Source organism: Colwellia sp. MB3u-41 (genome assembly GCF_014076845.1).
In the GTDB taxonomy this organism is placed as follows: Bacteria; Pseudomonadota; Gammaproteobacteria; order Enterobacterales; family Alteromonadaceae; genus Colwellia_A.
In genome coordinates this window covers 15,879-39,737 of sequence record NZ_JACGUT010000081.1, presented here as the reverse complement: position 1 = coordinate 39,737, position 23,859 = coordinate 15,879, and the positions used below count along the sequence as shown (strand labels likewise).

The 23,859-nt window shown below is 37.9% G+C and carries 18 protein-coding genes; 9 read left to right on the top strand and 9 right to left on the bottom strand.

The window, feature by feature from the left end; translation table 11 throughout:
* Positions 1-248: 248 nt before the first annotated feature.
* Both H4J73_RS13600 and tyrS read right to left on the bottom strand, forming a co-directional pair.
* A complete protein-coding gene (locus H4J73_RS13600) occupies positions 249-527 on the bottom strand; it encodes a hypothetical protein (protein ID WP_259366716.1) in 279 nt (92 codons plus the stop codon).
* Positions 528-887: 360 nt separating this feature from the next.
* On the bottom strand, positions 888-2,093 hold the full coding sequence (gene tyrS / locus H4J73_RS13595) for a tyrosine--tRNA ligase (protein ID WP_182181515.1): 1,206 nt from the start codon (positions 2,091-2,093) through the stop codon (positions 888-890).
* Between the two features lie 263 nt (positions 2,094-2,356).
* Between tyrS and H4J73_RS13590 the strand changes: the two genes are divergently transcribed.
* The 3 genes from H4J73_RS13590 (at position 2,357) to H4J73_RS13580 (ending at position 5,229) form a co-directional block, all read left to right on the top strand.
* Positions 2,357-3,718: a peptidoglycan DD-metalloendopeptidase family protein gene (locus H4J73_RS13590; protein ID WP_182181516.1), complete on the top strand. Its 1,362-nt coding sequence runs from the start codon at positions 2,357-2,359 to the stop codon at positions 3,716-3,718.
* Between the two features lie 32 nt (positions 3,719-3,750).
* Positions 3,751-4,875, top strand: a complete 1,125-nt coding sequence (locus H4J73_RS13585) for an anhydro-N-acetylmuramic acid kinase (protein WP_182181483.1) — start codon at positions 3,751-3,753, stop codon at positions 4,873-4,875.
* 162 nt (positions 4,876-5,037) lie between these two features.
* Positions 5,038-5,229 (top strand): hypothetical protein, encoded by a 192-nt coding sequence (locus H4J73_RS13580; RefSeq protein ID WP_182181484.1) that lies wholly within the window; start codon positions 5,038-5,040, stop codon positions 5,227-5,229.
* A gap of 142 nt (positions 5,230-5,371) precedes the next feature.
* On the opposite strand, the gene H4J73_RS13575 is transcribed toward H4J73_RS13580, so the two are convergent.
* The 3 genes from H4J73_RS13575 to H4J73_RS13565 all read right to left on the bottom strand — a co-directional run bounded on the left by H4J73_RS13575 (position 5,372) and on the right by H4J73_RS13565 (position 8,438).
* Complete coding sequence (locus H4J73_RS13575) at positions 5,372-6,979, bottom strand: methyl-accepting chemotaxis protein (protein WP_182181485.1); 1,608 nt, start codon at positions 6,977-6,979, stop codon at positions 5,372-5,374.
* 259 nt (positions 6,980-7,238) lie between these two features.
* Positions 7,239-7,862 carry a single-stranded DNA-binding protein gene (gene ssb / locus H4J73_RS13570; RefSeq protein ID WP_182181486.1) on the bottom strand — a complete coding sequence of 208 codons (624 nt, stop codon included), beginning with the start codon at positions 7,860-7,862 and terminating at the stop codon, positions 7,239-7,241.
* 180 nt (positions 7,863-8,042) lie between these two features.
* The gene (locus H4J73_RS13565) at positions 8,043-8,438 is read right to left on the bottom strand and encodes a thioesterase family protein (protein WP_182181487.1); all 396 of its coding nucleotides are present in this window, start codon (positions 8,436-8,438) and stop codon (positions 8,043-8,045) included.
* A gap of 139 nt (positions 8,439-8,577) precedes the next feature.
* On the opposite strand from H4J73_RS13565, the gene H4J73_RS13560 reads away from it, so the two are divergent.
* A complete protein-coding gene (locus H4J73_RS13560; protein ID WP_182181488.1) occupies positions 8,578-9,279 on the top strand; it encodes a 2OG-Fe(II) oxygenase in 702 nt (233 codons plus the stop codon).
* 18 nt (positions 9,280-9,297) lie between these two features.
* Here the strand turns inward: H4J73_RS13560 and pssA are convergent, their stop codons facing one another.
* The 3 genes from pssA to H4J73_RS13545 form a co-directional block, all read right to left on the bottom strand.
* Positions 9,298-10,626 carry a CDP-diacylglycerol--serine O-phosphatidyltransferase gene (gene pssA, locus H4J73_RS13555; protein WP_182181489.1) on the bottom strand — a complete coding sequence of 443 codons (1,329 nt, stop codon included), beginning with the start codon at positions 10,624-10,626 and terminating at the stop codon, positions 9,298-9,300.
* A gap of 74 nt (positions 10,627-10,700) precedes the next feature.
* The gene (locus tag H4J73_RS13550; protein ID WP_182223816.1) at positions 10,701-12,653 is read right to left on the bottom strand and encodes a methyl-accepting chemotaxis protein; all 1,953 of its coding nucleotides are present in this window, start codon (positions 12,651-12,653) and stop codon (positions 10,701-10,703) included.
* A 125-nt stretch (positions 12,654-12,778) separates the two neighbouring features.
* Positions 12,779-14,845, bottom strand: a complete 2,067-nt coding sequence (locus H4J73_RS13545) for an NADPH-dependent 2,4-dienoyl-CoA reductase (protein WP_182181491.1) — start codon at positions 14,843-14,845, stop codon at positions 12,779-12,781.
* Between the two features lie 152 nt (positions 14,846-14,997).
* On the opposite strand from H4J73_RS13545, the gene H4J73_RS13540 reads away from it, so the two are divergent.
* On the top strand, positions 14,998-15,480 hold the full coding sequence (locus tag H4J73_RS13540; RefSeq protein WP_259366718.1) for a hypothetical protein: 483 nt from the start codon (positions 14,998-15,000) through the stop codon (positions 15,478-15,480).
* A 152-nt stretch (positions 15,481-15,632) separates the two neighbouring features.
* On the opposite strand, the gene H4J73_RS13535 is transcribed toward H4J73_RS13540, so the two are convergent.
* Positions 15,633-16,997 carry an MFS transporter gene (locus H4J73_RS13535; protein ID WP_182181493.1) on the bottom strand — a complete coding sequence of 455 codons (1,365 nt, stop codon included), beginning with the start codon at positions 16,995-16,997 and terminating at the stop codon, positions 15,633-15,635.
* Between the two features lie 203 nt (positions 16,998-17,200).
* Here H4J73_RS13535 and uvrA point away from each other — a divergent pair, with 203 nt between their 5' ends.
* The 4 genes from uvrA (at position 17,201) to H4J73_RS13515 (ending at position 23,774) form a co-directional block, all read left to right on the top strand.
* Complete coding sequence (gene uvrA / locus H4J73_RS13530) at positions 17,201-20,050, top strand: excinuclease ABC subunit UvrA (RefSeq protein WP_182181494.1); 2,850 nt, start codon at positions 17,201-17,203, stop codon at positions 20,048-20,050.
* 93 nt (positions 20,051-20,143) lie between these two features.
* Positions 20,144-20,800 carry a fused MFS/spermidine synthase gene (locus H4J73_RS13525; RefSeq protein ID WP_182181495.1) on the top strand — a complete coding sequence of 219 codons (657 nt, stop codon included), beginning with the start codon at positions 20,144-20,146 and terminating at the stop codon, positions 20,798-20,800.
* Positions 20,793-21,695 (top strand): spermidine synthase, encoded by a 903-nt coding sequence (locus tag H4J73_RS13520; protein WP_182181496.1) that lies wholly within the window; start codon positions 20,793-20,795, stop codon positions 21,693-21,695. Before H4J73_RS13525 ends, H4J73_RS13520 begins: the two co-directional genes overlap by 8 nt.
* Positions 21,696-21,884: 189 nt before the next feature.
* A complete protein-coding gene (locus H4J73_RS13515; RefSeq protein WP_182181497.1) occupies positions 21,885-23,774 on the top strand; it encodes a formylglycine-generating enzyme family protein in 1,890 nt (629 codons plus the stop codon).
* Positions 23,775-23,859: the final 85 nt, after the last annotated feature.

Genomic DNA, 23,859 nt, shown 5'->3' with positions numbered 1-23,859 from the left:
GCTGTATGAATGTATTTTTTTTTGATAATAAAATTAGTCTCAAAGCCAATTTTAAGAAAGTTCGCTATGCAGGAAACTATATAAGTTAGTTATAGTGGACCTCGATAAAGAATCACAACTTAAAGCCCTTACTTCTCCACGACACTGATCCTAAATATTGCTGATTGATTCTCAGGTATTATGACTAAAAATATGTTGCATGTACTACGCTTACTGCTAAATTAATAGAGGGAATATGGAAGTAGCCACTATCTAATATGAATATCCGGCGTGGTATTAATATCGCCATCTTCACTTATCGTTGCTAGTCTACCATTTTTTAACATAAGGACAGCAGTGCTACCAATCGATGTAAAGCGGGTAAACACAAGTTCGTAACCATATTTAGTTAAACTGAGTGCTGAAAAACGTTGTGCTAACGTCAATTTTTTCCAATTCTGTTCGGGCTCTGTCTCGTCCCCAACTAGATACTGCCGCCGTTCAATTAAGCTATTTCTATTAGACTTATTTTCCATATTGCGGCTCAATACTATATTTACTATTTGGTTCAACAAAATGATAACTCTACAACTTAAATGAGTGGAATTTGTCAGTTAATTATTTTAACTCGACTAGCTATATTTAAGCATAAATCATTCCACTACTAAAAATTTGTTTTTAAACAAGAGGATAGCCCAATATCATGCTGTCAATACTGCAATTATAGAGCACAGTGTAAAAATTTTTGACGAAGATTTTTTAAGCTTTTAATATTATGAACTTAACCGATCACAATTTATAAAAGCATTTAGGTAAAATGCAACAATGATGAAAGACATGAATGCTTATTTTAGTCATAAAAAAACCAGTAAGAATACTGGCTTTAAATATAGCTAAAATATTTTGGATTATTTCACTGTTACTTTAGCAAATTTTCGCTTGCCTACTTGATAAATAGCCGTAGTACCCAAAGCGACACGAAGCTTGTTATCCGTAATTTTTTCACCTTCAATTTTAGCTGCACCCTGCTTAATCATGCGCATGGCATCTGAAGTACTTGCCACTAATCCGGCTTCTTTTAATAGGTTAGCAATAGCAATTTCACCACTGTCGTCTTGTATGTTAACGACTTTATCTTCAATTTCATCAGGCATAGCACCTTTTTGAAAACGATTAATAAACTCTTGATGAGCGACTTCTGCTGCTGCATCATCATGAAATCGACCGATTAATTCTTTTGCTAAATCAATTTTAACATCGCGAGGGTTCATTCCCTCAGCAATTTTTGTCCGGTAAGCAGCGACTTCTTCCATCGGCTTAAAGCTCAATAGTTCGAAATAACGCCACATCAACACATCAGAGATAGACATGATTTTACCAAACATTTCTGTTGGGCTATCCGTAATGCCAATATAGTTATTTAGCGACTTAGACATTTTCTGTACACCGTCTAAACCTTCCAAAAGTGGCATCATTAAAACAGTTTGTGGCCGTTGGCCTTCTGATTTTTGTAACTCACGCCCCATCAGCAAATTGAATTTTTGATCAGTACCGCCGAGTTCAACATCGGCTTCTAGTGCGACTGAATCCCAGCCTTGTACTAAAGGATACATAAATTCATGAATCGCAATTGATTGACCGCTGGTGTAACGTTTCTTAAAATCATCGCGTTCCATCATGCGAGCAACAGTTTGACGAGAAGCTAATTTTAACATTCCTGCAGCACCGAGCTTATCCATCCAGGTAGAGTTAAAAGCGACGGTTGTTTTGGCCGGATCTAGAATTTTAAAAACTTGTTCTTTATACGTTTCAGCATTCGCGAGCACATCTTCTTTAGTTAATGCTTTACGCGTAACGTTTTTACCCGTTGGATCTCCAATCATACCGGTAAAGTCGCCAATTAAGAAAATAACTTCATGGCCCAGCTGCTGAAACTGACGCAACTTATTAATTAATACCGTATGACCTAAATGTAAGTCTGGCGCTGTAGGGTCAAACCCTGCTTTAATTTTTAGTGATTTACCCGTTTTTAATTTTTCTAGTAATTCACTCTCTAGCAAAATTTCTTCTGCACCACGCTTAATTTCAGCAAACGCTTGGCTGACATCAGTCATCGACTTAGCTCCAAAAAATATAGTCATAATTTATTGTTCGATTCTACTGCAATAATGCCCGTGGTTAAAAGCCTTAACTTTATATTTAGGGCAATTGTTCTATTTTTTAAATATTGCGCCTTCATTTTAATGACAAACGCATTGCTGAGTGCCTGAATACATCGACGTTTTCAGCAATAAAATTTTACTCCACGCTTTTTTTTGATATAGTAAACGATAGTTGTCGTATTAAGAACCCCTGATTAGGTTGTAATGTTTTGAAAATCTTAAAAAAATTCTATTTGCAGTTACCAAAGCAGCACAAAATAATTATTAGCTCATTCAGCATGATTATGCTGGTATTACTGCTTATCCCCTCAGAAAAGGCAACAGCGAGTCGTCAAACTGACGATACATCACTTGAAGTCGGTAAACGTTATCCGTTAGCTTTGCCAGCAGCACAAGATATAACCATAGAGACTGCTACTAGTGATCTTCCACAATCAATACCCGAAAAAAAAATAGTAACTAACATAACGCATATTAACGAGTCGCTAACCTGGACAAACGCAAAAGTACGTAACGGTGACTCACTAGCTAAAGTATTCAAACGTTTGGGTTATAGCGCTAGAACTACATACGATGTTAGCTCAGCAGAGGGTAAGTACAGTAAATTATTGAAAAGGATTAATGTCGGTGATGTATTTACAATCGGCCAAACCCCCGCGGGGGATCTCGCAGCACTGACCTATCCGTTATCCAAAACAGAAACCTTATATGTAAAATTACAGGCTGATGGCAGCTACCTGTCAACTAAAGAAACTAAAACAGTTGAAGTGCGAGAGACCATTGCCCATGGTGTTATAAAAAGTAATTTTTGGAATGCCGGTATAGAATCAGGTTTAAGCGATGCACAAATCATTAACCTTGCTAATATTTTTGGTTGGGATATCGACTTTGCTTTAGATATTCGTCAAGGGGATAGTTTTCATGTTGTCTTTGAAAATCGTTATGTCGATGGCGATCACATTGGCACCGGAAAAATTCTTGCTGCTGAATTTATTAATAAAGATGACCCTTTTCAAGCGATTCGTTTTACCGACGGTGAATACTATTCTCCAGATGGCAGAAGCATGCGCAAAGCCTTTTTACGTGCGCCAGTAAACTTTAGGTATATTAGCTCAAACTTCAAACCTAAACGCTTTCATCCTATTCAAAAACGCTGGAAGGCTCATCGTGGTACTGATTATAGGGCAAATAAAGGCACGCCTGTAGTTGCTTCAGGTAACGGTAAAGTGACTCACTCAACCTATAATAAATATAATGGCAATTACGTCTTTATTCAGCATGGTAATGGCATTGTCACTAAATACCTTCACTTCTCCAAGCGAGCGGTGAAAAAAGGCCAACGTGTAAAACAAGGTCAAGTCATTGGTTATGTAGGCTCTACCGGTATGTCTGAGGCATCACATTTACATTATGAATTTTTACTGAATGGTGTACATCGTAACCCTCGAACGGTAAAACTGCCTGATGCCAAGCCGATTAATAAGAAATATAAAGCTGAATTTGCCGTATTATCAAGCCAACGTTTATTAGAGCTTTCAGGCTCTAGACAAGCATTATTGGCGATGCAAACCCATTAAGCCCTCAGCCCAATAATAAATAGCGAGCAAAAATGGCACCAGCTAAATTTTATATTGGGTTAATGTCCGGCACCAGTGCTGACGGTATCGATCTAGCGCTTGTTGATTTTAATGCTGGGGATGTTGCGTTAGTTGCGAGTTATTATCAAGCTTATGACAATATGACAAGGCAGAATATTACTGAGCTTTATCTGCCAAGCAATAATGAAATAGACCGGGCCTTCTCACTCGACATAACGCTTGCCCATCAATTTAGCGACGCGATTAAAGCGTTACTCAAACAAGAAGAATTAGTCCCTGATGATATTATTGCCATCGGTAATCATGGACAAACTATTCGTCATCGCCCCACTCAAAATTCAGAAATAGAAGCACCTTTTACTTTACAATTGGGTTGTAATCAAACCTTAGCCGTATTAACAGGCATTAGAGTTATTGGTGACTTCAGGACAAAGGATATCGCTTTAGGCGGACAAGGAGCCCCTTTGGTGCCTGCATTTCATCAATTTTTACTCCCTCCGGCTCAACGCGATACATTTTTAGTAAATATAGGGGGCATCGCTAATCTTACTTTTCTTCCCAAAAAAGATTCGACAAGAAATGTATTAGGCTTTGACACAGGCCCAGGAAACGCACTGTTAGATGCATGGTGTTTTAAGCACTCTGGCGATAGATTCGACAATAATGGCGACTGGGGGAAATCAGGAACGATTAACCAAGCACTATTAATGCAATTATTATCTGATGATTACTTTTCACGGTTAGCTCCCAAAAGCACAGGCCGTGAATATTTCACCTTACAATGGTTAGAACACTTTATCTCGCCTTTTAAAATAACAGCGGTTGATGTACAAGCAACTTTAACGGCTCTTACTGCTTGCTCTATATCTGCAGAAATTAGAAAAATATCAAATTCTGCTGATGTATATTTATGCGGAGGAGGTATTGAGAATGATTTCTGTTATAAGCTTATAAAACAGGAACTTAACGATTTTAACGTCAATAAGATACATGCACTAAAGCTGAATAATAACGCACTTGAGGCAATGGCATTCGCTTGGCTAGCATTCGCTTATGACAAAAAAATCTATGGAAATATCCCAGCAGTCACAGGGGCTAGAAAGTCGGCAGTACTTGGTTGTGAGTTTTTTGCTTAATTCACTCTAGACCTAATTCACTTTATCTTTATAATAAAATGTTCCTGTTGAAATTAATATGCTCATTCAGCGAATTAATTGAACTAATCCATTCATTATCAATCTAAGTTATATTGGGTTAGTTATTCAACATCAAACCAGCAATTTGGCCGAGGAGGAACAATGAAATTTAATGATATCCATATTGGTATGAAATGTGGCAGTAAAAAAGGCAGTGGTACGGTAACCTGGATTGACGGTTCAACGCGCACTATTTACATGGCAAATACAGAAGAAAACGATAGCTTTGAAGTAGACTTTGAAGAAATCATAGAAGACCCTCAAGCGCACAATATAAAAGATACTTATTACTAAGAGAGATTATCCCGCTAAGCACATCATAAATAGACCTCTTATAATAAGTGGTCTATTTATTGAGTTATTTAAATTTTATAAAGTAAGAAACATGCTGAAATCACACGCTGCTGCATAGGGTATAGACATTTAACAGAGCATCTTACATTTTAAATTTTGATAGCTGCTGGTTAAGTTCGTACGCTAACTCAAGTAACTGCTCACTTATTTCTTTGCCTCTTATAGCATCTTTACTCGATTTTTCTGCAACATCACTGATATTGACAACATTGACATTAATTTCATCCGCCGCTAAATTCTGCTGCTGAGCCGCACTAGCAATTTGTGTATTTAAGTCATCAAGCTCAGTTATTTGCGAGGTGATTTCAACTAATAAACTGGCAACATTCGTTACATCTTCCGCTTTTTCATTGGCTTGCTGGCTTACATCATTCATAGAGCTAACCGCATTACCTGCGTCAACTTGTAACTCTCTGATTGTAAACTGAATTTGATCAATAGATTCTCTTGTACGTGTGGCTAACGAACGAACTTCATCAGCAACAACCGCAAAACCTCTCCCTTGTTCACCGGCTCTTGCCGCTTCAATCGCTGCATTTAAAGCCAATAAGTTTGTTTGCTCTGCAATACTTGTTATAACTTCTAGCACACCACCTACTTCATGAGTTTTATCGCTTAGAGCAGCTATCATAGCGGTATTATCAATCACTTTATCACGCAATAAACCAATGCCCTCTTTAGCTTTTTCGATTAATTCCAACCCTTGAGTTGCCTTCTCACGAGCCCAGACTGAATTCTCTGCTGCTGTTTGTGTATTACGATGTACCTCACTTGCCGATGTGTCTAACTCGTTAATAGCTGCTGCAACAGAGTCTGTACCATTTTTTTGATTGAGAACAGCTTTCCGCATTAAGTTAGAAATTTCATCAACACTTTTTGCTGAGTCGATTAATTTATCTGTCGCTGATGATATTGATACAAAACTGGTTCTAAATTTTTTCATCATGCTATTTAATGCCACACTAACCGCACCTAATTCATCGTCATGATGTACTTTTATTTCTTGATTCAAATCTAAATTATGTTCGACACTGTTAATGGTTTTTCTGAGTCGCTTAAGGCGACTAAAAATTAATTTTTTTATTGTTAAACTTAATAACCAGAAAATCACAATAGTAATAATGAGCTGTAAAATACCTGCCTGAGTCATAGAACTCATAATTTGTTGGTCAACTTTAGAGAGATCATACGTCACTTTTACTGCCCCTAATATTTCATTCTCTTTAACCTGATGGCACGTTAAGCAGTTAGTGCCACGGTAATTAGAACTTGCGCGGATCGGAGAAATAAAGCTCATCATCGGTTTGCCATCACGATCAAAAAGATCATACGCTTTAGTACCACTTATGCCTTGACGTTCGAAGTCATCAACGGCTTTTTGATCATAAAAACCTTCACCAAACGTATTAACTAAAGCAGGTGCCCTAATAATGCGCGCTTCAACAATTTCATTTTGGCTTTGGATTTTATTTTGTATTAACTGACGATTAGCTATCGTCCCTGTTAACATCATGGTGTTAACAGCATCAAAATAGTTGAGGGCTAAACTTTCTAGATTGCGTTCAACCAAGTTTTCACTTAACTCTTTTTCATCATAATAGAAAAATATGACTGTTGTACTTAAGAATGCTATAGCGATAAGTACTAGCGCAGCATTAATCTTTGCCGCTAATGATAATGCAGAAAACATAAAGTGACTGAATCCGATAATAAAAACAAGTAGGCTTACTCTAGGTTATTTCCATAACAAAACATTGATGTATCTCATAACAAAGTCAATTAACAGCTACTAGTAGAAAATAATGAGATGAAGACAACCTTGTAAAATAGATTACTATTTGGGGTAATCAGTAACATTTAGCGCATAAAAAACCCAGCAATTACGCTGGGTTTGATGTTTATATGTGGTTAATATAGTTTTATATTAACACTTTTGAATTATACGTTTCCTAGAACGGAATATCATCATCAAAATCTATCGTAGGCTCTTGTGGATTAACTTTAGGAGCTGATTGCTTTTGTTGTTGTCCTTGGTTAGCAAAACCACCTTGCTGTTGTGGTGCAGCTTGCTGAGTATAACCACCTTGTTGTGCTGGTGTTTGCTGTTGGAAACCACCTTGCTGTTGTGGTGCGGCTTGCTGGGAATAACCACCTTGTTGTGCGGGTGCTTGTTGTTGAAAACCACCACCTTGTTGCTGCCCTTGACTAGCGAAACCACCACCCTGTCCTTGAGACGGTTTACCATCTAGCATTTGCATTGTGTTAGCTTTGATTTCTGTTTTATAACGGTCTTGACCTGTTTGCTGATCTGTCCATTTACTTGTTTGCAATGAACCTTCAAGGTAAACCTTTGAACCTTTTTTCAAATATTCACCAGCAATCTCAGCTAAGCGTTGATACATCACAATATTATGCCATTCTGTCTTTTCTTTTTGCTCGCCAGTTTGCTTATCTTTCCAGGTTTCTGACGTTGCGATAGTAAGATTTGCTACTGCACCGCCATTTGGCATAAAACGTACTTCTGGGTCTTTCCCTAAATTACCTAAAATGATTACTTTATTAACACCGGCCATGAATAAATCCTATCTTTATGCGTAAATATTTTATTTACTGATTTACGTTATCGACAAATAGTAATTAATTTATCGATGTAATTTTAAAAAGTGGCAATGATTCTATCACTGTGAGTAAAAAATTTCTTTGAGTTTTACTGCATTTTTAAATTTTTTTTTGATTATTTTACACAGAAATTATTACGCTATAAAAAGGTGCGTATTCATTTCTACCTTTATGTTATCTGGTATTTGTAAAGACGATTGATTTTCAAAACAAAAGTGCACCATAACAGCGGTTCCAGAGGCACACTTGGTGTTTTTTTGCCACGCTTCTTGATAAACCGTAAACGATGAACCACCAATGCGACCAATATAGGAGCGTATTTCAATTTCTTTGCCGTAATAGAGCTGAGCATGAAATTCAACATCAATTTTAGCCAAAATCAACTGCCAATCACTTGTATCTAATTCTGGCATAAAAAAACGAAAAACAGGATCTCTAGCTCCTTCAAACCACACAGGTAATAAAGTATTATTTATATGACCTAGTGCATCAGTATCACTAAATCTCGGCATTAATTTTTCACTGAACATTGAGTATTTTCCACAAATTTTAAATAAAGCTATTTTACATTTTTTTTCATTCGGGTGAAGTAAACTCACGAAGTTAATAGAATATAACCTATTGCTATGGTATTTTTATCGATAATATTTATTGATAGTTATCAAAATCATGACTGACTTTATTGAAGTATACCCTAATGCCCTTTCTCAAGAATTTTGTAAAAAATTCATTGATGACTTTGAACAAAGCCCCCATAAAAATGCAGGACGCACCGGTGGAGGTGTTGATATAAGCAAAAAAATTAGCCAGGACATTTATTTAAATCAACATGCTGAGTTTCAGCCTGCACTAGCGACTATTTTGCAAGCTTGCATCGATCATATTACGGCGTATGTAACTAAATACTATTTTAGTTTAATTAGCAGTATTTCTTTAACCGTCCAACACCCAGTGACAAAAAAACCGGTTCAGCTTACTGCCGATAATTTTGAAGAGGTCGGCAAGCCAAATTTAGTAAACTTGATACAATATTTATTTAGGCTTGCACCTATTAATGCCCAAAAATACTTACAAGGTAAGGGTAATTATAATTATTGGCATTCTGAAATTTTCCCACAGCTGGGTGAGAATAATGCCTTACACCGGAATTTGCTTTTTCTTATTTATTTGAATGATGTAGAGGACGGCGGTGAAACTGATTTTTTCTATCAAGAAAAAAGTATCAAACCCAAAGCTGGTACTATGGTTATTGCCCCTTGTGGATTTACGCATACCCACAGAGGCAATGTGCCCGTATCATCAGACAAGTACGTTTTAACTTCATGGATGTTATTTAATCCCGCAGATAAAATTTACACGCCACAATCTTAACAAGTGTTGCCTGTTAATTTATAAAAAGAGTTTCAACAAACGATCTATTTGCGCCATTCTTAACTTTTTCAATAATTTTTTAGGTTTGTCAGGATACTGATCTTGTGATTCAAGCGCTAAATAACTGGTAATTAATTGCGTGTGTTGATTAATTACGGTTAATTCTTGAGTAAACGTTGGTAGTAACTTTTGATGTACATCGTCAATTAATAAACCATTTTCTAAATCTAATCCCCAAGCTCGAGGATTTAAATTATTGCCTGTTAATATATGCCAGCGGTCATCAGCAACAATACCTTTTAAATGAAAGCTATTACTTTCATGCTGCCATAAGCGAACTTTCAGCTTGTTGTTATCAATGTATTTTTGCTGTCTTTTGAGAAATGTCTTTAATAGTGTTTCATAAATATAGGGAATAATACCTATCATGGAAAACTTTTCTTGGTCAGCAATAAAGAAATCATTGGCCTTTTTATCGCCAATAATAATAGTAACTTCGACACCACGCTTTAATGCTGAACGTATATCACGCATTACCGGCTTAGGTAAATTAAAGTAAGGAGTAAAAAGTACTAAACGTTGATTAGCCAAGCGAATAGTTTCGCGAATCTTTTGATTTAGTTGGTTCTTTCTACGACCAAAGCCAATCAGTGGTATTACCGATAGTTCTTCTGCTGAATATTGTGGTTGCTGAGCATAATAATTAAAACGTACGGTTTTTAATGCAACTTTTAGCTTCGATATTATATTCTTTATTTGAAGTTTATTCGGTAAAACATCAACATTTAATTGTGGCGCTAATTCACTTTTAACGAAGGTTTGTTGAAGGAAGTGACAAAAGCTTTCACACAACGCTGGAGACTGAATTTGATAATAACGGTCTAAACGATATTTTTCATCTTGGTGTAAGTAAATATCATTAATACTCGCACCGGTATAAAGTAAAGTGTTATCGAAAACCATACCTTTGAAGTGCCAAACACCCATCAACTCTTTGCGTTTAACGGGGACACCGTAAATAGCAATACTCTCACTATATTGTGCAGCCAATTCAAGGTAAAAGTCTCGATTACCTTGCCCAGATGTATCACCAATTAACCCCCGTTGTGCGCGATGAAAGTCAACGAACACTTTAATATCTAATTTAGGATTAATTTGCTTAGCTTGGTGCAAGGCATTTAAAACTTGCTGGCCCGCATCATCGTTTTGTAAATATAACGCCGTTATATAAATACGTGATTCAGCGTTTTCGATTAATCTAATCAAGGCACTTGCATATTCTTTTGCACTTGATAACACAGTAATATTTTCAGCTAAAAGAGGAATACCCGCTAACACTTTATTCATTCAGGAAAATCCACTTAATTTATGAATACATTAATTTAACGGGCAATAATACCTTATTTGTTCAAACAGTCACTTTATTTCGATAGGTCATCAAGTTTAAATTGTGACAATTGCTGCGAAAGGTGGTCAGCCAGTGCTAATAATTGCTCGCCTGCACTTGCAGCATCTTTTGCTGACTGCATAACCTGGTCTGCATCTTGGGCAATACTTTCTGTATTTTTTGCCATTTCCTTAACCATAACACCTTGTTGATTAACCGCTGTCGATATTTGCAAAGTTGCTCCAACAATTTCATCAACATTGTCAGTCACTTCTGTAAAGGTCGTTTTTACAAGTAACGTTTTTTCAACGCCTTGTTGAGCCATAGCAACACCTTGATGCATCGCTTGCACAGACTTACTGGTTCCTGATTGTAATAATTCAATAATACGTTGAATTTCAGCTGTAGAATCTTGGGTACGACTTGCTAATGTTCTTACTTCATCGGCAACAACAGCAAAACCACGCCCTTGCTCACCTGCACGTGCCGCTTCAATAGCAGCATTTAATGCAAGTAAGTTAGTTTGATCGGCTATTTCTTTTATAACATTAACAAATTGACCAATATCATTACTGTAGCCCGCTAATTCATCAATAATACCTGCAGAAGTATGTACATCTTCTGAAATGTTATTAATGGCTTGTGCGGTGTCACTGATAATACTACGGCCTTGATTAGCATGTGCACTGGTTTGTTCGGTTAGTTGCAGCGTTGCTGTTGTATTATCACAGATCACCTGAACAGAACCGCTGATTTCATTAATTGACTGAACAACGTTGTGTGTATTGTTCTGCTGTTGCGCAATACTCTGCTTCATATGGTCAGTAAGTTGATGAATATTGTTTGCCGAAGCACGTAATTTACTGATATCTCCACTAAACATAGCCAATAAGTGATGTATCTTTTGTTGCATTTGGCTAAAGTTTTTGCCGATGTCGCCAAGCTCATCAGAAGCGTTAACCAATAACTGTTGAGAAAAGTTTCCTTTGCCTAAGTTTTCCGCAGCCTTATTAATGGCACTAACACTATGGATTAACGAATGATAAATCCCCATCAGTAAATAACTGATCACCAAAATAACCACCATCAACACGATGGCTAAGATCCACAACGTTTGTTCACTCTTGTGTGTCAGTGTGTCAATTCTTGTTAACAATAAGCGGTCACTTATTTTGAGTAAGCTTTCTATTAATTGATAAACCGTATGAGCAAATTCAGTTGCTTGCTTTTGATTTAACGAAATATTATCAGGGTCGATCATTTGTTGATGCAGTATTTGCTGATATTCATCAAGTTGCTGATTAAAATTTTTGTGTTCAGGTAAATACAAAGACAATTCATTATCTGCAACGCGCTTAAGCTGTAGGGTCGTTTTATCAAGTTGTACTTGTAATTCATCGAGACGTTTATCAAGCGCGACAACTAAGGTGTAATTTTCAGCGTCAAAACCATTACCAATAATTTGTGCACTGACCGATTCAATGCGCTTTAAGTATTCTAATAAAGCGGGAATTCGTTGACTACTTGCCTCTGCCAGATAAAAGGCGATGGCATCGTTTTCTCGGGTTAAGCCACTGAGTGCAGCAAGGCGTTCACGTATTGATAAGCTTTGTTCATAAACAACTTGGTAAGCTGCGGTTTGAATTGAATTTTCACCGTCAAGTAAACCCTGCCACGTTTTCAATAATGCAGAGGCTGAAATATCTGGCGGTAAAGTTAATTGTGAAATTTTGTTGGTAATAGAACTACGTTGGTCTGCTTGAAGCCTACTATGAGCAATAGCTTGCTCAAGTTTTACTGCTTGCTGTACTTGGGTTAATCCCAGCAACTGTTCTTGATGCTGGGTGATTAAGCCACTTTGCTCTTGAACTATCCACCATGAGCCAAAAAAAACAGGAATGAAAAACATACTCGCTAGAAGGATGAATTTGGCTTTAAAACGTAAAGCATTAGAAAGTGATATTGCGGGTTTCAGAAATGAAGACATAATTACTCTTATTTTTATAGGCCAACGTTATGCGGATGTATTTAAGCATAACAGTTGACCATAAATAGAGTGGTTTTCTTTCAAGTTATTATTTATATAATGAACAAGTGAGCTAAAACGTAACGTTAAATAACCGCGGCCAATTCTGCAGCTTGACGAATAGCTCTTTTCGCATCTAACTCAGCGGCCACTTTAGCGCCACCAATTAAATGTAGCCCTTGTTCAGCCCCTTTATTGCTTTCTAACTGGTGATACAAGCCACGCTGTGACTCTTGTCCAGCACAAATAATAACGTGTTCAACATCAAGTACTTGCTCTTTACCATCGATTTCAATAGTTAATCCCGCATCATCTATCTTCTTATAATTAACACCCGCTAACATTTTTACACCATTATTTTTCAACGTAGTCCTGTGGACCCAACCGGTAGTTTTCCCTAACCCTGCCCCCACTTTTGTTGTTTTTCTTTGTAATAAATAAATGTGACGTGATGTTTTTTCATTAAGCGCTACTGTCGACTTATCTAATAACGCGCCGTTACTTTGATAGCTTTGATCAACACCCCAACTCTTTAACCATTTTTCTTTGTTATTTACTAAAGGGGTTTTTTCATGCTCTTCCGCTAAGTAAACAGCAACGTCAAAACCGATACCACCCGCACCAATAATAGCAACATTCTGACCCATAGGTTGTTTATCGCGTAGTACATCTAAGTAGTTTTTTACTTTTTCATGATCGATACCTTCTATATCGAGTTTTCTCGGTAAAATTCCGGTTGCAACCACTATTTCGTCAAATCCCCCCTTTGCTAAATCATTAGCGGTCGCTTCGGTTGATAAATGTAACTTAATATCAAGCAAGCTAATTTGCTTATTAAAATATCTAATTGTTTCATAAAACTCTTCTTTACCCGGCACTTGCTTGGCAAAGTTAAACTGCCCACCAATTTCACTCGCACGATCAAAGATTTCAATTTTATGACCTCGTTGAGCCGCGTAAACACTAAAGGCTAAACCAGCAGGACCTGCACCTACAACGGCTATTCGCTTACTTTTTATGGCTTTTTCAAAGGTGAGTTCCGTTTCATAACACGCCGTAGGGTTAACCAAACAAGAAGCGCGTTGTTGCTGAAAAACATGGTCTAAACACGCTTGGTTACAACCGATACAGGTATTAATTTCATCACTTTTATTTTCAATCGCTTTTTTAACAAACTCAGCATCCGCCAAAAAGGGTCGCGCCATTGATACCATATCGGCTTGCCCTGATGATAAAACTTCTTCAGCGATCTCTGGGGTATTGATGCGGTTAGTCGCCACCAATGGGATAGAAACTTCTTGCTTCATTTTCTCAGTGATCCAAGTAAATGCAGCACGAGGCACTGAAGTAGTAATTGTCGGTATGCGGGCTTCATGCCAACCAATACCAGTATTAATTAATGTCGCTCCAGCGGTTTCAACAGCTTTTGCCATGGTTACGACATCTGCCCAGCTATTGCCGCCATCGACAAGATCGAGCATCGATAAGCGGAAAATAAGAATAAACTTTTCACCCACTTTTTCTCTTACCGCTTTTATTATTTCAATGGCTAAACGCATACGATTTTCTACGCATCCACCCCACTTATCCGTTCTTTTATTAACACGGACACATGAAAATTGATTAAGTAAGTAACCTTCAGAGCCCATAATTTCAACGCCGTCATAACCCGCTCTTTGTGCTAATGAAGCTGAATGAGCAAAGTCTTTAATCGTACCTTTAATTTGACGAACTGACATCGCAGAGGGTGTAAAAGGGTTTATAGGTGACTTTACTTTACTTGGCGCAAAACTAAAGGGGTGATAAGAATAGCGACCCGCATGCAATAATTGCAGACAAATTTTTGTTGGATATTGATGAACAGCTTCAGTAATTTTTTTATGCTTAGCAACGTGCCAAAATTTACTGAGTTCACAGCCAAACGGCGTTAGGCGCCCCCTAGCATTAGGACTAATGCCGCCGGTAACAATTAAACCAACACCGCCTTTTGCCCGCGCTTGATAAAAAGCCGCTAATTTATCAAAGCCACCTTTTTCTTCTTCAAGCCCAGTGTGCATTGAGCCCATCAGAGTACGATTTGCTATGGTGGTAAAACCCAAATCTAATGGGGCTAATAAGTTAGGAAAGGCGCTATTGGCTGTTTTAGTTGTCATAGTAGTTCACTTTATCAGGATTGTTTTGATGGTCAAACCAGTTATTATCATTATAAAGTAGACGTTTATAGTGATAAATTCAAGTACTATTTTGACAGCTGTCAGATTAGAAATGTATTTACTAAAAAATTCAAGTCAGTATGCTAAGCGTTATGAATAAACAGAAAATTATTAGCGATATTCTTACCCACTTATCACATGAATTATCCGCTATAAAAACAGCCGCAAACAATGCTCACCTTGCCGCCACTGATGATCAGTCTATCGCTGAAACTCAATACGATACACTTGCTATTGAAGCAAGTTATTTAGCTGAGGGGCAATCACGTCGGGTAGCTGATATTCAACGAGCGAAACAAGCGATAGAACAATTAGTGGTGCGAGACTTTCACAAAGAAATGTCGATATCATTAGGGGCAATGGTGGCGGTGTCACAAGATAATGATGGTAAGAAATGGTTCTTTATTGCGCCGGCTGCCGGTGGTTTTAAAGGTGTAATAGATAAAAAACACTATACGGTGATCACACCAAGCTCACCGATGGCAAAGGCATTAATGGGGAAATTCATTGATGATGATGTCGAGTTAATGATTAATGCGAACAAACATTATCACGAAATAATGACTATTTATTAGGGCAAACTGATGAAAGATAACTTTAAGACTATATATTAACCTACGTTTCTCTCTAGCTTAGGAGCCAGTGAAATAAAGACTTCTTTTTTCTAGCTAAACTCTCAATATCTAAGTACCTGCATCTATGCTGGTACTTAGAGTAACCGATAACCCTAGGGATTCAACGCTGCTTTAATGTCAGCTAAGTTAACCACTTTGTCGTTAACTTTCAGGTAAACAACCGACTCTTCTTGAACCAATATAGCTTCAATAACACCAGGTAATTCAATTAATTTTTCAGCCACTTGATTTGCTTTTTCTTTGCAATTAATACTGGTGGTAAAAGTATAACTTTTTGATTTTTTAAGCGGTTTCATGCTCATTGCGGCAAAAAACCATAATAAAGTAATGAATGACATCACTAAAAATATGGCTTGTTCGCCAAATTGACTCGCAATAATGCCGCCAATAATGCCACCGGTAAAAGCACCTAAAAATTGGCTACTCGAATAAATACCCATGACGCTACCTTTTACACCAGCAGGAGCAATGCGTGACAGAATAGATGGCATGGTTGCTTCTAAATAATTGAAGGCAGTAAAAAACATCACCACCAACAACACTAACGTCCAGAAGCCAAGCGGTAAGTACCAGAGTAAGAGTAGCGATGCCGCCAATAATAAAATAGCGGCGGAAAACACCTGTTTTTCTTTTTGTTTTTTAATCGCCATGATCATAAAAGGTACCATCAAAACAAAAGAGCCGAGTAAAGCGGGTAAATATAATTGCCAATGTTGCTCAAGTGCTAAGCCACTGGCAACAAACTGTTTAGGCAAGGTTATAAAACAGGCCGTTAACGCCATATGAAGAATAAACACGCCCCAATTTAAACGTGATAATTCAGGATGACGCATTAGTTTACTTAGCTGCTCAGGTAAAGCGACACTGTCGCCTTTAGGTGCCTTATTAACTGAGTTGGGTACCATGAATTGAATCATTACCATGGCTAAAATAGTGAGTACGGCTGTAAACCAGAATAAACCACTCAGGCCAAACGCTTCTGCAACAATAGGCCCAAAAACCATCGCTAAAGTAAACGACAGTCCGATAAACATACCAATAGTCGCCATAACTTTTGGCCGTTGCTCTTCTCGGCTCAAATCAGCAGCTAACGCCAGTACGGCGCTTGCAATAGCACCAGTGCCTTGCAAGGCTCGACCAAACACCACGCCATAAATGGTGTCAGACATCGCAGCAACAACACTGCCTAAAAAGAAAATCACTAGGCCAAATAAAATGATGGGTTTTCTGCCATATTTATCTGACAAAATACCCATAGGAATTTGTAGCATGGCCTGAGTTAGCCCGTAGGCTCCAATGGCTAAGCCAATCCAAATAGGACTAAAGCCAATCAGTTGTTCGCCGTAAATAGCAAACACGGGCAAGATCATAAAAAGGCCAAGCATACGTAAGCCAAAAACGGCGGCTAAAGAAAATGCGGCTTTCTTTTCAATACTGTTTAAACCTGTCGTACTCATGGAGGGTCTCTATCTAACGTGTCATAAAAAAGCAAAAATTCGCACTATAATAGCACGACAAAGTCCTGAACAAAAACAGAGATTATTACTGATTATTGCCAAATAATTATGCAATAATGCCTGGTTCAAACTTTATGTGGAATAGCGATAGCGAATCTATTGAGTTTGTTCAAATTCGGAGAAACTTATTAACGTGGATATTTATGAAAAATATTGAAGTACGTGGCGCTAGAACGCATAACCTTAAAAACATCAGTTTGGATATTCCTAGAGAAAAGTTAGTCGTTATTACGGGTCTTTCGGGCTCAGGTAAATCATCACTCGCTTTTGATACCTTATATGCCGAAGGACAAAGACGCTATGTAGAGTCACTTTCTGCTTACGCTCGTCAATTTTTGTCACTCATGGAAAAGCCTGACGTTGACCATATAGAAGGGTTATCGCCAGCTATTTCAATTGAACAAAAGTCAACGTCACATAATCCTCGCTCGACGGTCGGTACTATCACCGAAATTTACGATTACCTTCGATTACTTTATGCTCGTGTTGGCGAACCACGTTGTCCGACCCACCACCAGCCTTTAGCTGCACAGACAAATTCACAAATGGTGGATAAGGTTTTGTCGCTTGAAGAAGGCACCAAAGTTATGGTGCTTGCCCCCGTATTGCAGGGCCGAAAAGGTGAGCATGTAAAGTTGCTCGATAATCTTGCAGCACAAGGTTACATTCGCGCGAGAATCGATGGCGAGGTTTGTGACTTATCAGATCCTCCAACGCTAGAGCTTCATAAAAAACATACTATTGAAGTGGTCGTTGACCGATTAAAAGTACGTGACGATATTCAACTTCGCTTGTCTGAGTCGTTTGAAACTGCATTAAATTTAACCGCTGGTACCGCTAAAATTGCCTTTATGGACGAACCTGATCGTGAAGAATTGATTTTTTCAGCCAACTTTGCTTGTTCAAAGTGTGGCTATAGCATGCAAGAACTCGAACCACGGCTGTTTTCATTTAATAACCCTGCTGGCGCTTGTAAAACGTGTGATGGATTAGGTAATCAACAGTTCTTTGACGCTGCTCGAGTGATCACCAACCCTGAACTGAGTCTGTCAGGTGGTGCAATACGTGGCTGGGACAAGCGCAACTTTTACTATTTTCAAATGCTACAAGCGTTGTCAGACCATTATAAATTTGCCCTTGATAAACCTTTTGAAAAATTATCCAAAAACGACCAAGACGTTATTCTCCGCGGTAGTGGCAAACAAGAGATTGAATTCAAATACATGAACGATCGTGGTGATGTAATCGTTCGCAAGCATCCTTTTGAAGGCATTATCAATAATATGGAACGCCGTTTTCGTGAAACGGAGTCAAATGCGGTTCGTGACGAATTATCAAAATATTTGAATAGCCAGCATTGTCCTGATTGTAATGGCAGTCGTTTACGCCTTGAGGCGCGCAATGTATTTATTGCTGATACGCCCTTAACTGCAATTGCTGAACTTTCTATTTCTGATGCCCTAGCCTTTTTTGAAAACTTAAATTTATCAGGCCAAAAAGCACAAATTGCAGAAAAAATCCTTAAGGAAGTGTGTGAACGCTTAGGCTTTTTAGTTAACGTTGGCTTAAATTACCTTAATCTCTCACGTGCTGCTGGCACTTTATCAGGAGGTGAAGCACAACGTATTCGTTTAGCAAGCCAAATAGGTGCTGGTTTAGTCGGTGTTATGTATGTGCTAGACGAACCGTCAATTGGCTTACATCAACGCGATAACGAACGTTTGTTAAAAACCTTGATCCACTTACGTGATTTAGGCAATACCGTGATTGTGGTTGAACATGACGAAGACGCCATTCGTGCCGCCGATTATGTCATTGACATTGGCCCTGGGGCTGGTGTTCATGGCGGTGAAATTATTGCACAAGGCGATGTAAATGATATTTTAGCCTGTGAAAATTCGCTAACCGGGCAATACCTTTCAGGCAGAGAGGGCATTGAAATACCGAAGGTTCGTGTTCCCTTTGATAAAAAGAATGTCGTTGAACTTAAAGGAGCAACAGGTAATAACTTAAAAAATGTTGATTTAATCATTCCCAATGGTTTAATGACTTGTGTGACCGGCGTTTCGGGTTCTGGAAAATCGACCTTAATTAACGATACCCTATTTAAACTTGCTCACATTGCATTAAATGGCGCAACCACACAAGAACCCGCACCATACAAAGAAATTATTGGTTTAGATTTACTTGATAAAGTGATTGATATTGACCAAAGCCCGATTGGCAGAACACCGCGTTCAAACCCTGCAACCTATACCGGTATATTTACCGCTATTCGTGAGATTTTTGCTGCGACGCAAGAGTCACGTTCAAGGGGCTATAAGCCAGGCCGCTTTAGTTTTAACGTAAAAGGGGGACGTTGTGAAGCTTGTCAAGGTGACGGTTTAATCAAAGTTGAAATGCATTTCTTACCTGACGTTTACGTACCTTGTGATGCCTGTAAATCAAAGCGTTATAATCGTGAAACCTTAGAAGTAAAGTATAAAGGCAAGAGTATTCATGAAGTGCTTGATATGACCATTGAAGATGCTTTAACGTTTTTTGCGCCCATACCCGCGATTAACCGTAAATTACAAACACTAATGGATGTTGGCTTAAGTTATATTAAATTAGGTCAATCGGCGACTACCCTTTCGGGTGGTGAAGCACAACGTGTTAAATTATCGAAAGAGTTATCAAAGCGTGACACCGGTAAAACCCTCTATATTCTTGATGAACCAACAACCGGCTTGCATTTTCACGACATTAAACAATTGATGCATGTTATTCATCGTTTACGTGACCATGGCAATACCGTTGTAGTGATAGAGCATAACCTAGACGTAATAAAAACAGCAGATTGGATTATTGATTTAGGGCCTGAAGGTGGTTCTGGTGGTGGCGAAATTCTGGTGTCGGGTACGCCTGAAGACGTTGCGAAACATAAAACATCGCACACGGCTAGATTTTTAAAGCCTTTGCTTGATAAGCAATCAGCTAAAAAACGGAAATAAATCTTAACAAACAAAAGGTGCGTTAACTTGGTATATTGCACCTTTTGTCGTTAAGATAGCGTGACTTAATAGACCATACTACTGACAACATAAATGACGGATCATCAAACTCAACCATCATGGCAAAACCCATTTATTTATCTGCTTGCTTTTTGTAGCGGCTTTTGCATTATGGGCATTGAACTTTTAGGCGGTAGAATTCTTGCGCCTTTTTTTGGCAGTAGTGTTCATATTTGGGGCAGTATAATTACCGTATTTATGTTGAGCCTATCGTTTGGTTATCTTGCTGGCGGTAAGTTGTCGACAAAAAGTGCTTCTTTAAAAAAATATGGTTTAATTTTTGTATTAGCTGGCATTACCATTTTACCCGTTGCATTTTGGTCAACGGGCATTATGGAAATAATATTCCTCAATGTTGATGACTCTCGCTATGGCTCTTTGCTTGCCTGTGGCGCATTATTTTTCATACCCACCATTATTTTGGGCATGATATCTCCGTATTCAGTACGTTTATTAGTTACCGATAAAGATAGTAGTGGGCAAACAGCGGGCAAACTTTACTTTGTGTCTACCTTAGGTAGTGCATTGGGTACGATAATCACTTCATTTTATTTTGTGCTGTTTTTTGAAGTAAACAACATCATTACGGTGTTTAGTTCAGTATTAGCGATACTCGGTATCTGCGCTATTTTATTAAATAAATCAGTCAAGCCACTTCACATTAATACAGCAGGTGTTGTTCATGAATAAATTATGCAGTTCAATAGTTATACTTACTCTGGTATCTGCCGTTTTTTCGACGAATGTTTTTGCTGAAACGGTTCATCAAGAACGCTCTTTATACCGGAACATTTTGGTTGATGATCAAGGTGATTTACGTTGTTTAAAATTTAATGTTAAAACAAGTAAAACCAATCAAAGTTGTTTTTATAAAAGTGACCCGCACCGTTTAGTGTTTAATTATACCAAATTACTTTTTTCTGGATTGCTACTCATTGAAGAGCCCAAGAACATTCTTATTATTGGTTTGGGTGGCGGTACTATGTCAAACACCCTGCAGCAACTCTATCCGACCAGTAAAATTATCAATGTTGAAATAGACCCTGCTGTTGTCAAGGTCGCCCGAAAACACTTTGGCTTTTTCGAAAATCAACATGTTTCTTCTGTTATTCAAGATGGAAGGATTTTTATCAAACGTGCACTCATCAAAAAACAACAATACGATTGGATAATTCTTGATGCCTTTAACGGTGACTACATACCTGAACATTTATTAACACAAGAGTTTTTACAGGAAACTAAAGATCTACTCAGTCCGAAGGGGATATTAAGTGCTAATACTTTTTCAGTGAGTGAGTTATATGCACATGAGTCAGCAACGTATAAAAAAGTGTTTGGCGATTTTTATAATGTGCGTAACTATAAAAACACTAATCGCATTATTTTAGCCACTAAAAGCCAATTACCTAGCTTAGCATTAATAAATCAGCGAGCAAAAAAATTACAAAGTCGTTTAACACCTTTCAATATCGACTTATTAGAAGTAAGCCAACAAATGACGTCAACAAGCATAGAGCAAGACTGGTCAGAAGATACTAAATTACTGACTGACCAGTTTTCACCAGCGAATTTATTGAATAATTAAACCTTTAATTCAAGATAAATCAGTAGGAAATCATGTTTATCACTTGCGATTTCCGCGTCGAGCAAATATGATGAGTTAATTAAAATTATATCAATAATAAATTGAAATAAATCAGTAGTTATTCATTATCTTCCATTTCGGTAATTTTTTGAATTTACGATTAACTTCTATTGTTTGGGAATATTAAACATGCGCTTGGCTTTACTCGCTCTTACCATAAGTTGTCTTTCATTAAGTTCGTTTACTCATGCTTTTGAAACCACTTCATCCAAAAGTACAACGGTTGAAAGTTTAGAAATTGAATTAAGTAATAAAGAAACTCAGTACAGTGCTTTTATCACTGCTTTAGAAGATTTGAATGCACAAGTTACGGCAGAAGAAGATCGATTAACCCGCTTACGTGCACAAGGTAAAGTATTACAAACGCTTCGCCAAGAAGCGTTGCTTAATATGAATGAGCAATATGAGTCGATGGTTGATAACCCAGAGCAAGATATAGCACAATCACAGAATGATTATCGTCAATCTATTATCAATCAAACACAAAATAAAAATGCTATTAAAGCAAGTGTCACTAATTTGTCTGACGCTAAAACTGAACTAGCAAAAGCAAACATTGACCGCTTTACTCTTGCAAACAACCGTGAAGCTTTAATTGAAGAAATTCGTATTGCCCGAGTTAAGCGCTTACGTCGTGAGTTTGAAAAACAAGATGAACTCGAAGTTTACCAAGTTGTTACCTGTGACACTCAAGAGACTCTTAATAAATGTATTACCCGTGGTAATCGTTTAGCCAAACAAAAAGCATCAAAAACATTTTTAGATAAATTGTTTAATGTTGCAACTGAATCAAGTTTGATTAATCAATACAAAAAAGATTCTGCTGCGCAAGTTCGCTTAGTAAAACATAAAGTTAAAGCGGGTGAGTTTAGTGGTCAAGGTAACTACGGCACAACTATTATTGTTGAAATGCAAGGCTCTTTACCGAATAACGAAGCCTGTGTGTTATTGAATATTTCTGCGCGTTATTGTGGTTATCAAGAAGGTCAACCGTCGATCCCTGTTGTTGATGAAACAGCAAACTCTCAGCAAGCAGCTGGTCTTAGTGATGATACCTTAATGTATGAATTAACCGTTCGTTCTGATCAGTACGACGATGAAGTTTTTATTGATGGCGTAAGCTACGGCTCAACAAAACTTTCTGTGATGCTTTCAGCGGGTCATCATGATGTTAATGTGACCAAGCCAGGTTACAGTGATTATCAACAACAGATTCGTTTATCAAAAAACACGCTCATTAAAGTAGAGCTCTTAAAAGCGGCGATCAACCTAGCTAATGGTGAAAAAATTCAAGATATTTTGCCTGGTAATGAATTAGGACCAGAATTAATCGGTGTACCTGCTGGTCGTTTTCAAATGGGTGATATGAAAGGTGCGGGTTTAAGCAACGAGAAACCTGCTCGTGGCGAACAAATTTTAAAAGCATTCGCCATTGGCCAAAACCAAATCACGGTAGGTGACTTCAAGCGATTCGTTAAAGAAACAAATTATGTAACAGAAGCTGAAAGTACCAATGGCTGTGCTGCTTTTATTGACGGCGAACCAAAATATAATAATGTATTAAACTGGCGCAACCCAGGTTTCAGCCAAGCAGATGATCATCCTGTTGTATGTGTTAGCGATATTGATAGCAAAGCTTATTTAACTTGGTTATCAAAGCAAACAGAACGTGAATATCGTTTACCTAATGAAATGGAGTGGGAATATGTTGCTCGCGCCGGCAGTGTAGAAAATTACTGGTGGGGTAATGACATTGGCAATGGTAAGGCGAATTGTGCCTATTGTGGTAGTAAATGGTCAAACCGTAGCACAGCGCCAGTAAAATCGTTTAGAGCCAATAAATTAGGTTTATATGACACAGTAGGTAATGTTTGGGAGCTAACGAATGGCGATAAAGTTGTAGCTCGTGGCGGTGCTTGGAACTTTGCCCCTAAATTAGCCCGTACCTCAGTACGTTTAGAGTTATCTTCAGGATTTCGTTCTAATTATTTAGGTTTTAGAGCATTACGCGAGAATTAGTCGCCAGCCTAAATAAATCCAAGGAGCTTAAATTCACCAGAGTTAAACGGGTTAATGCCTCAATTGATAAATAATGTATTTTCAC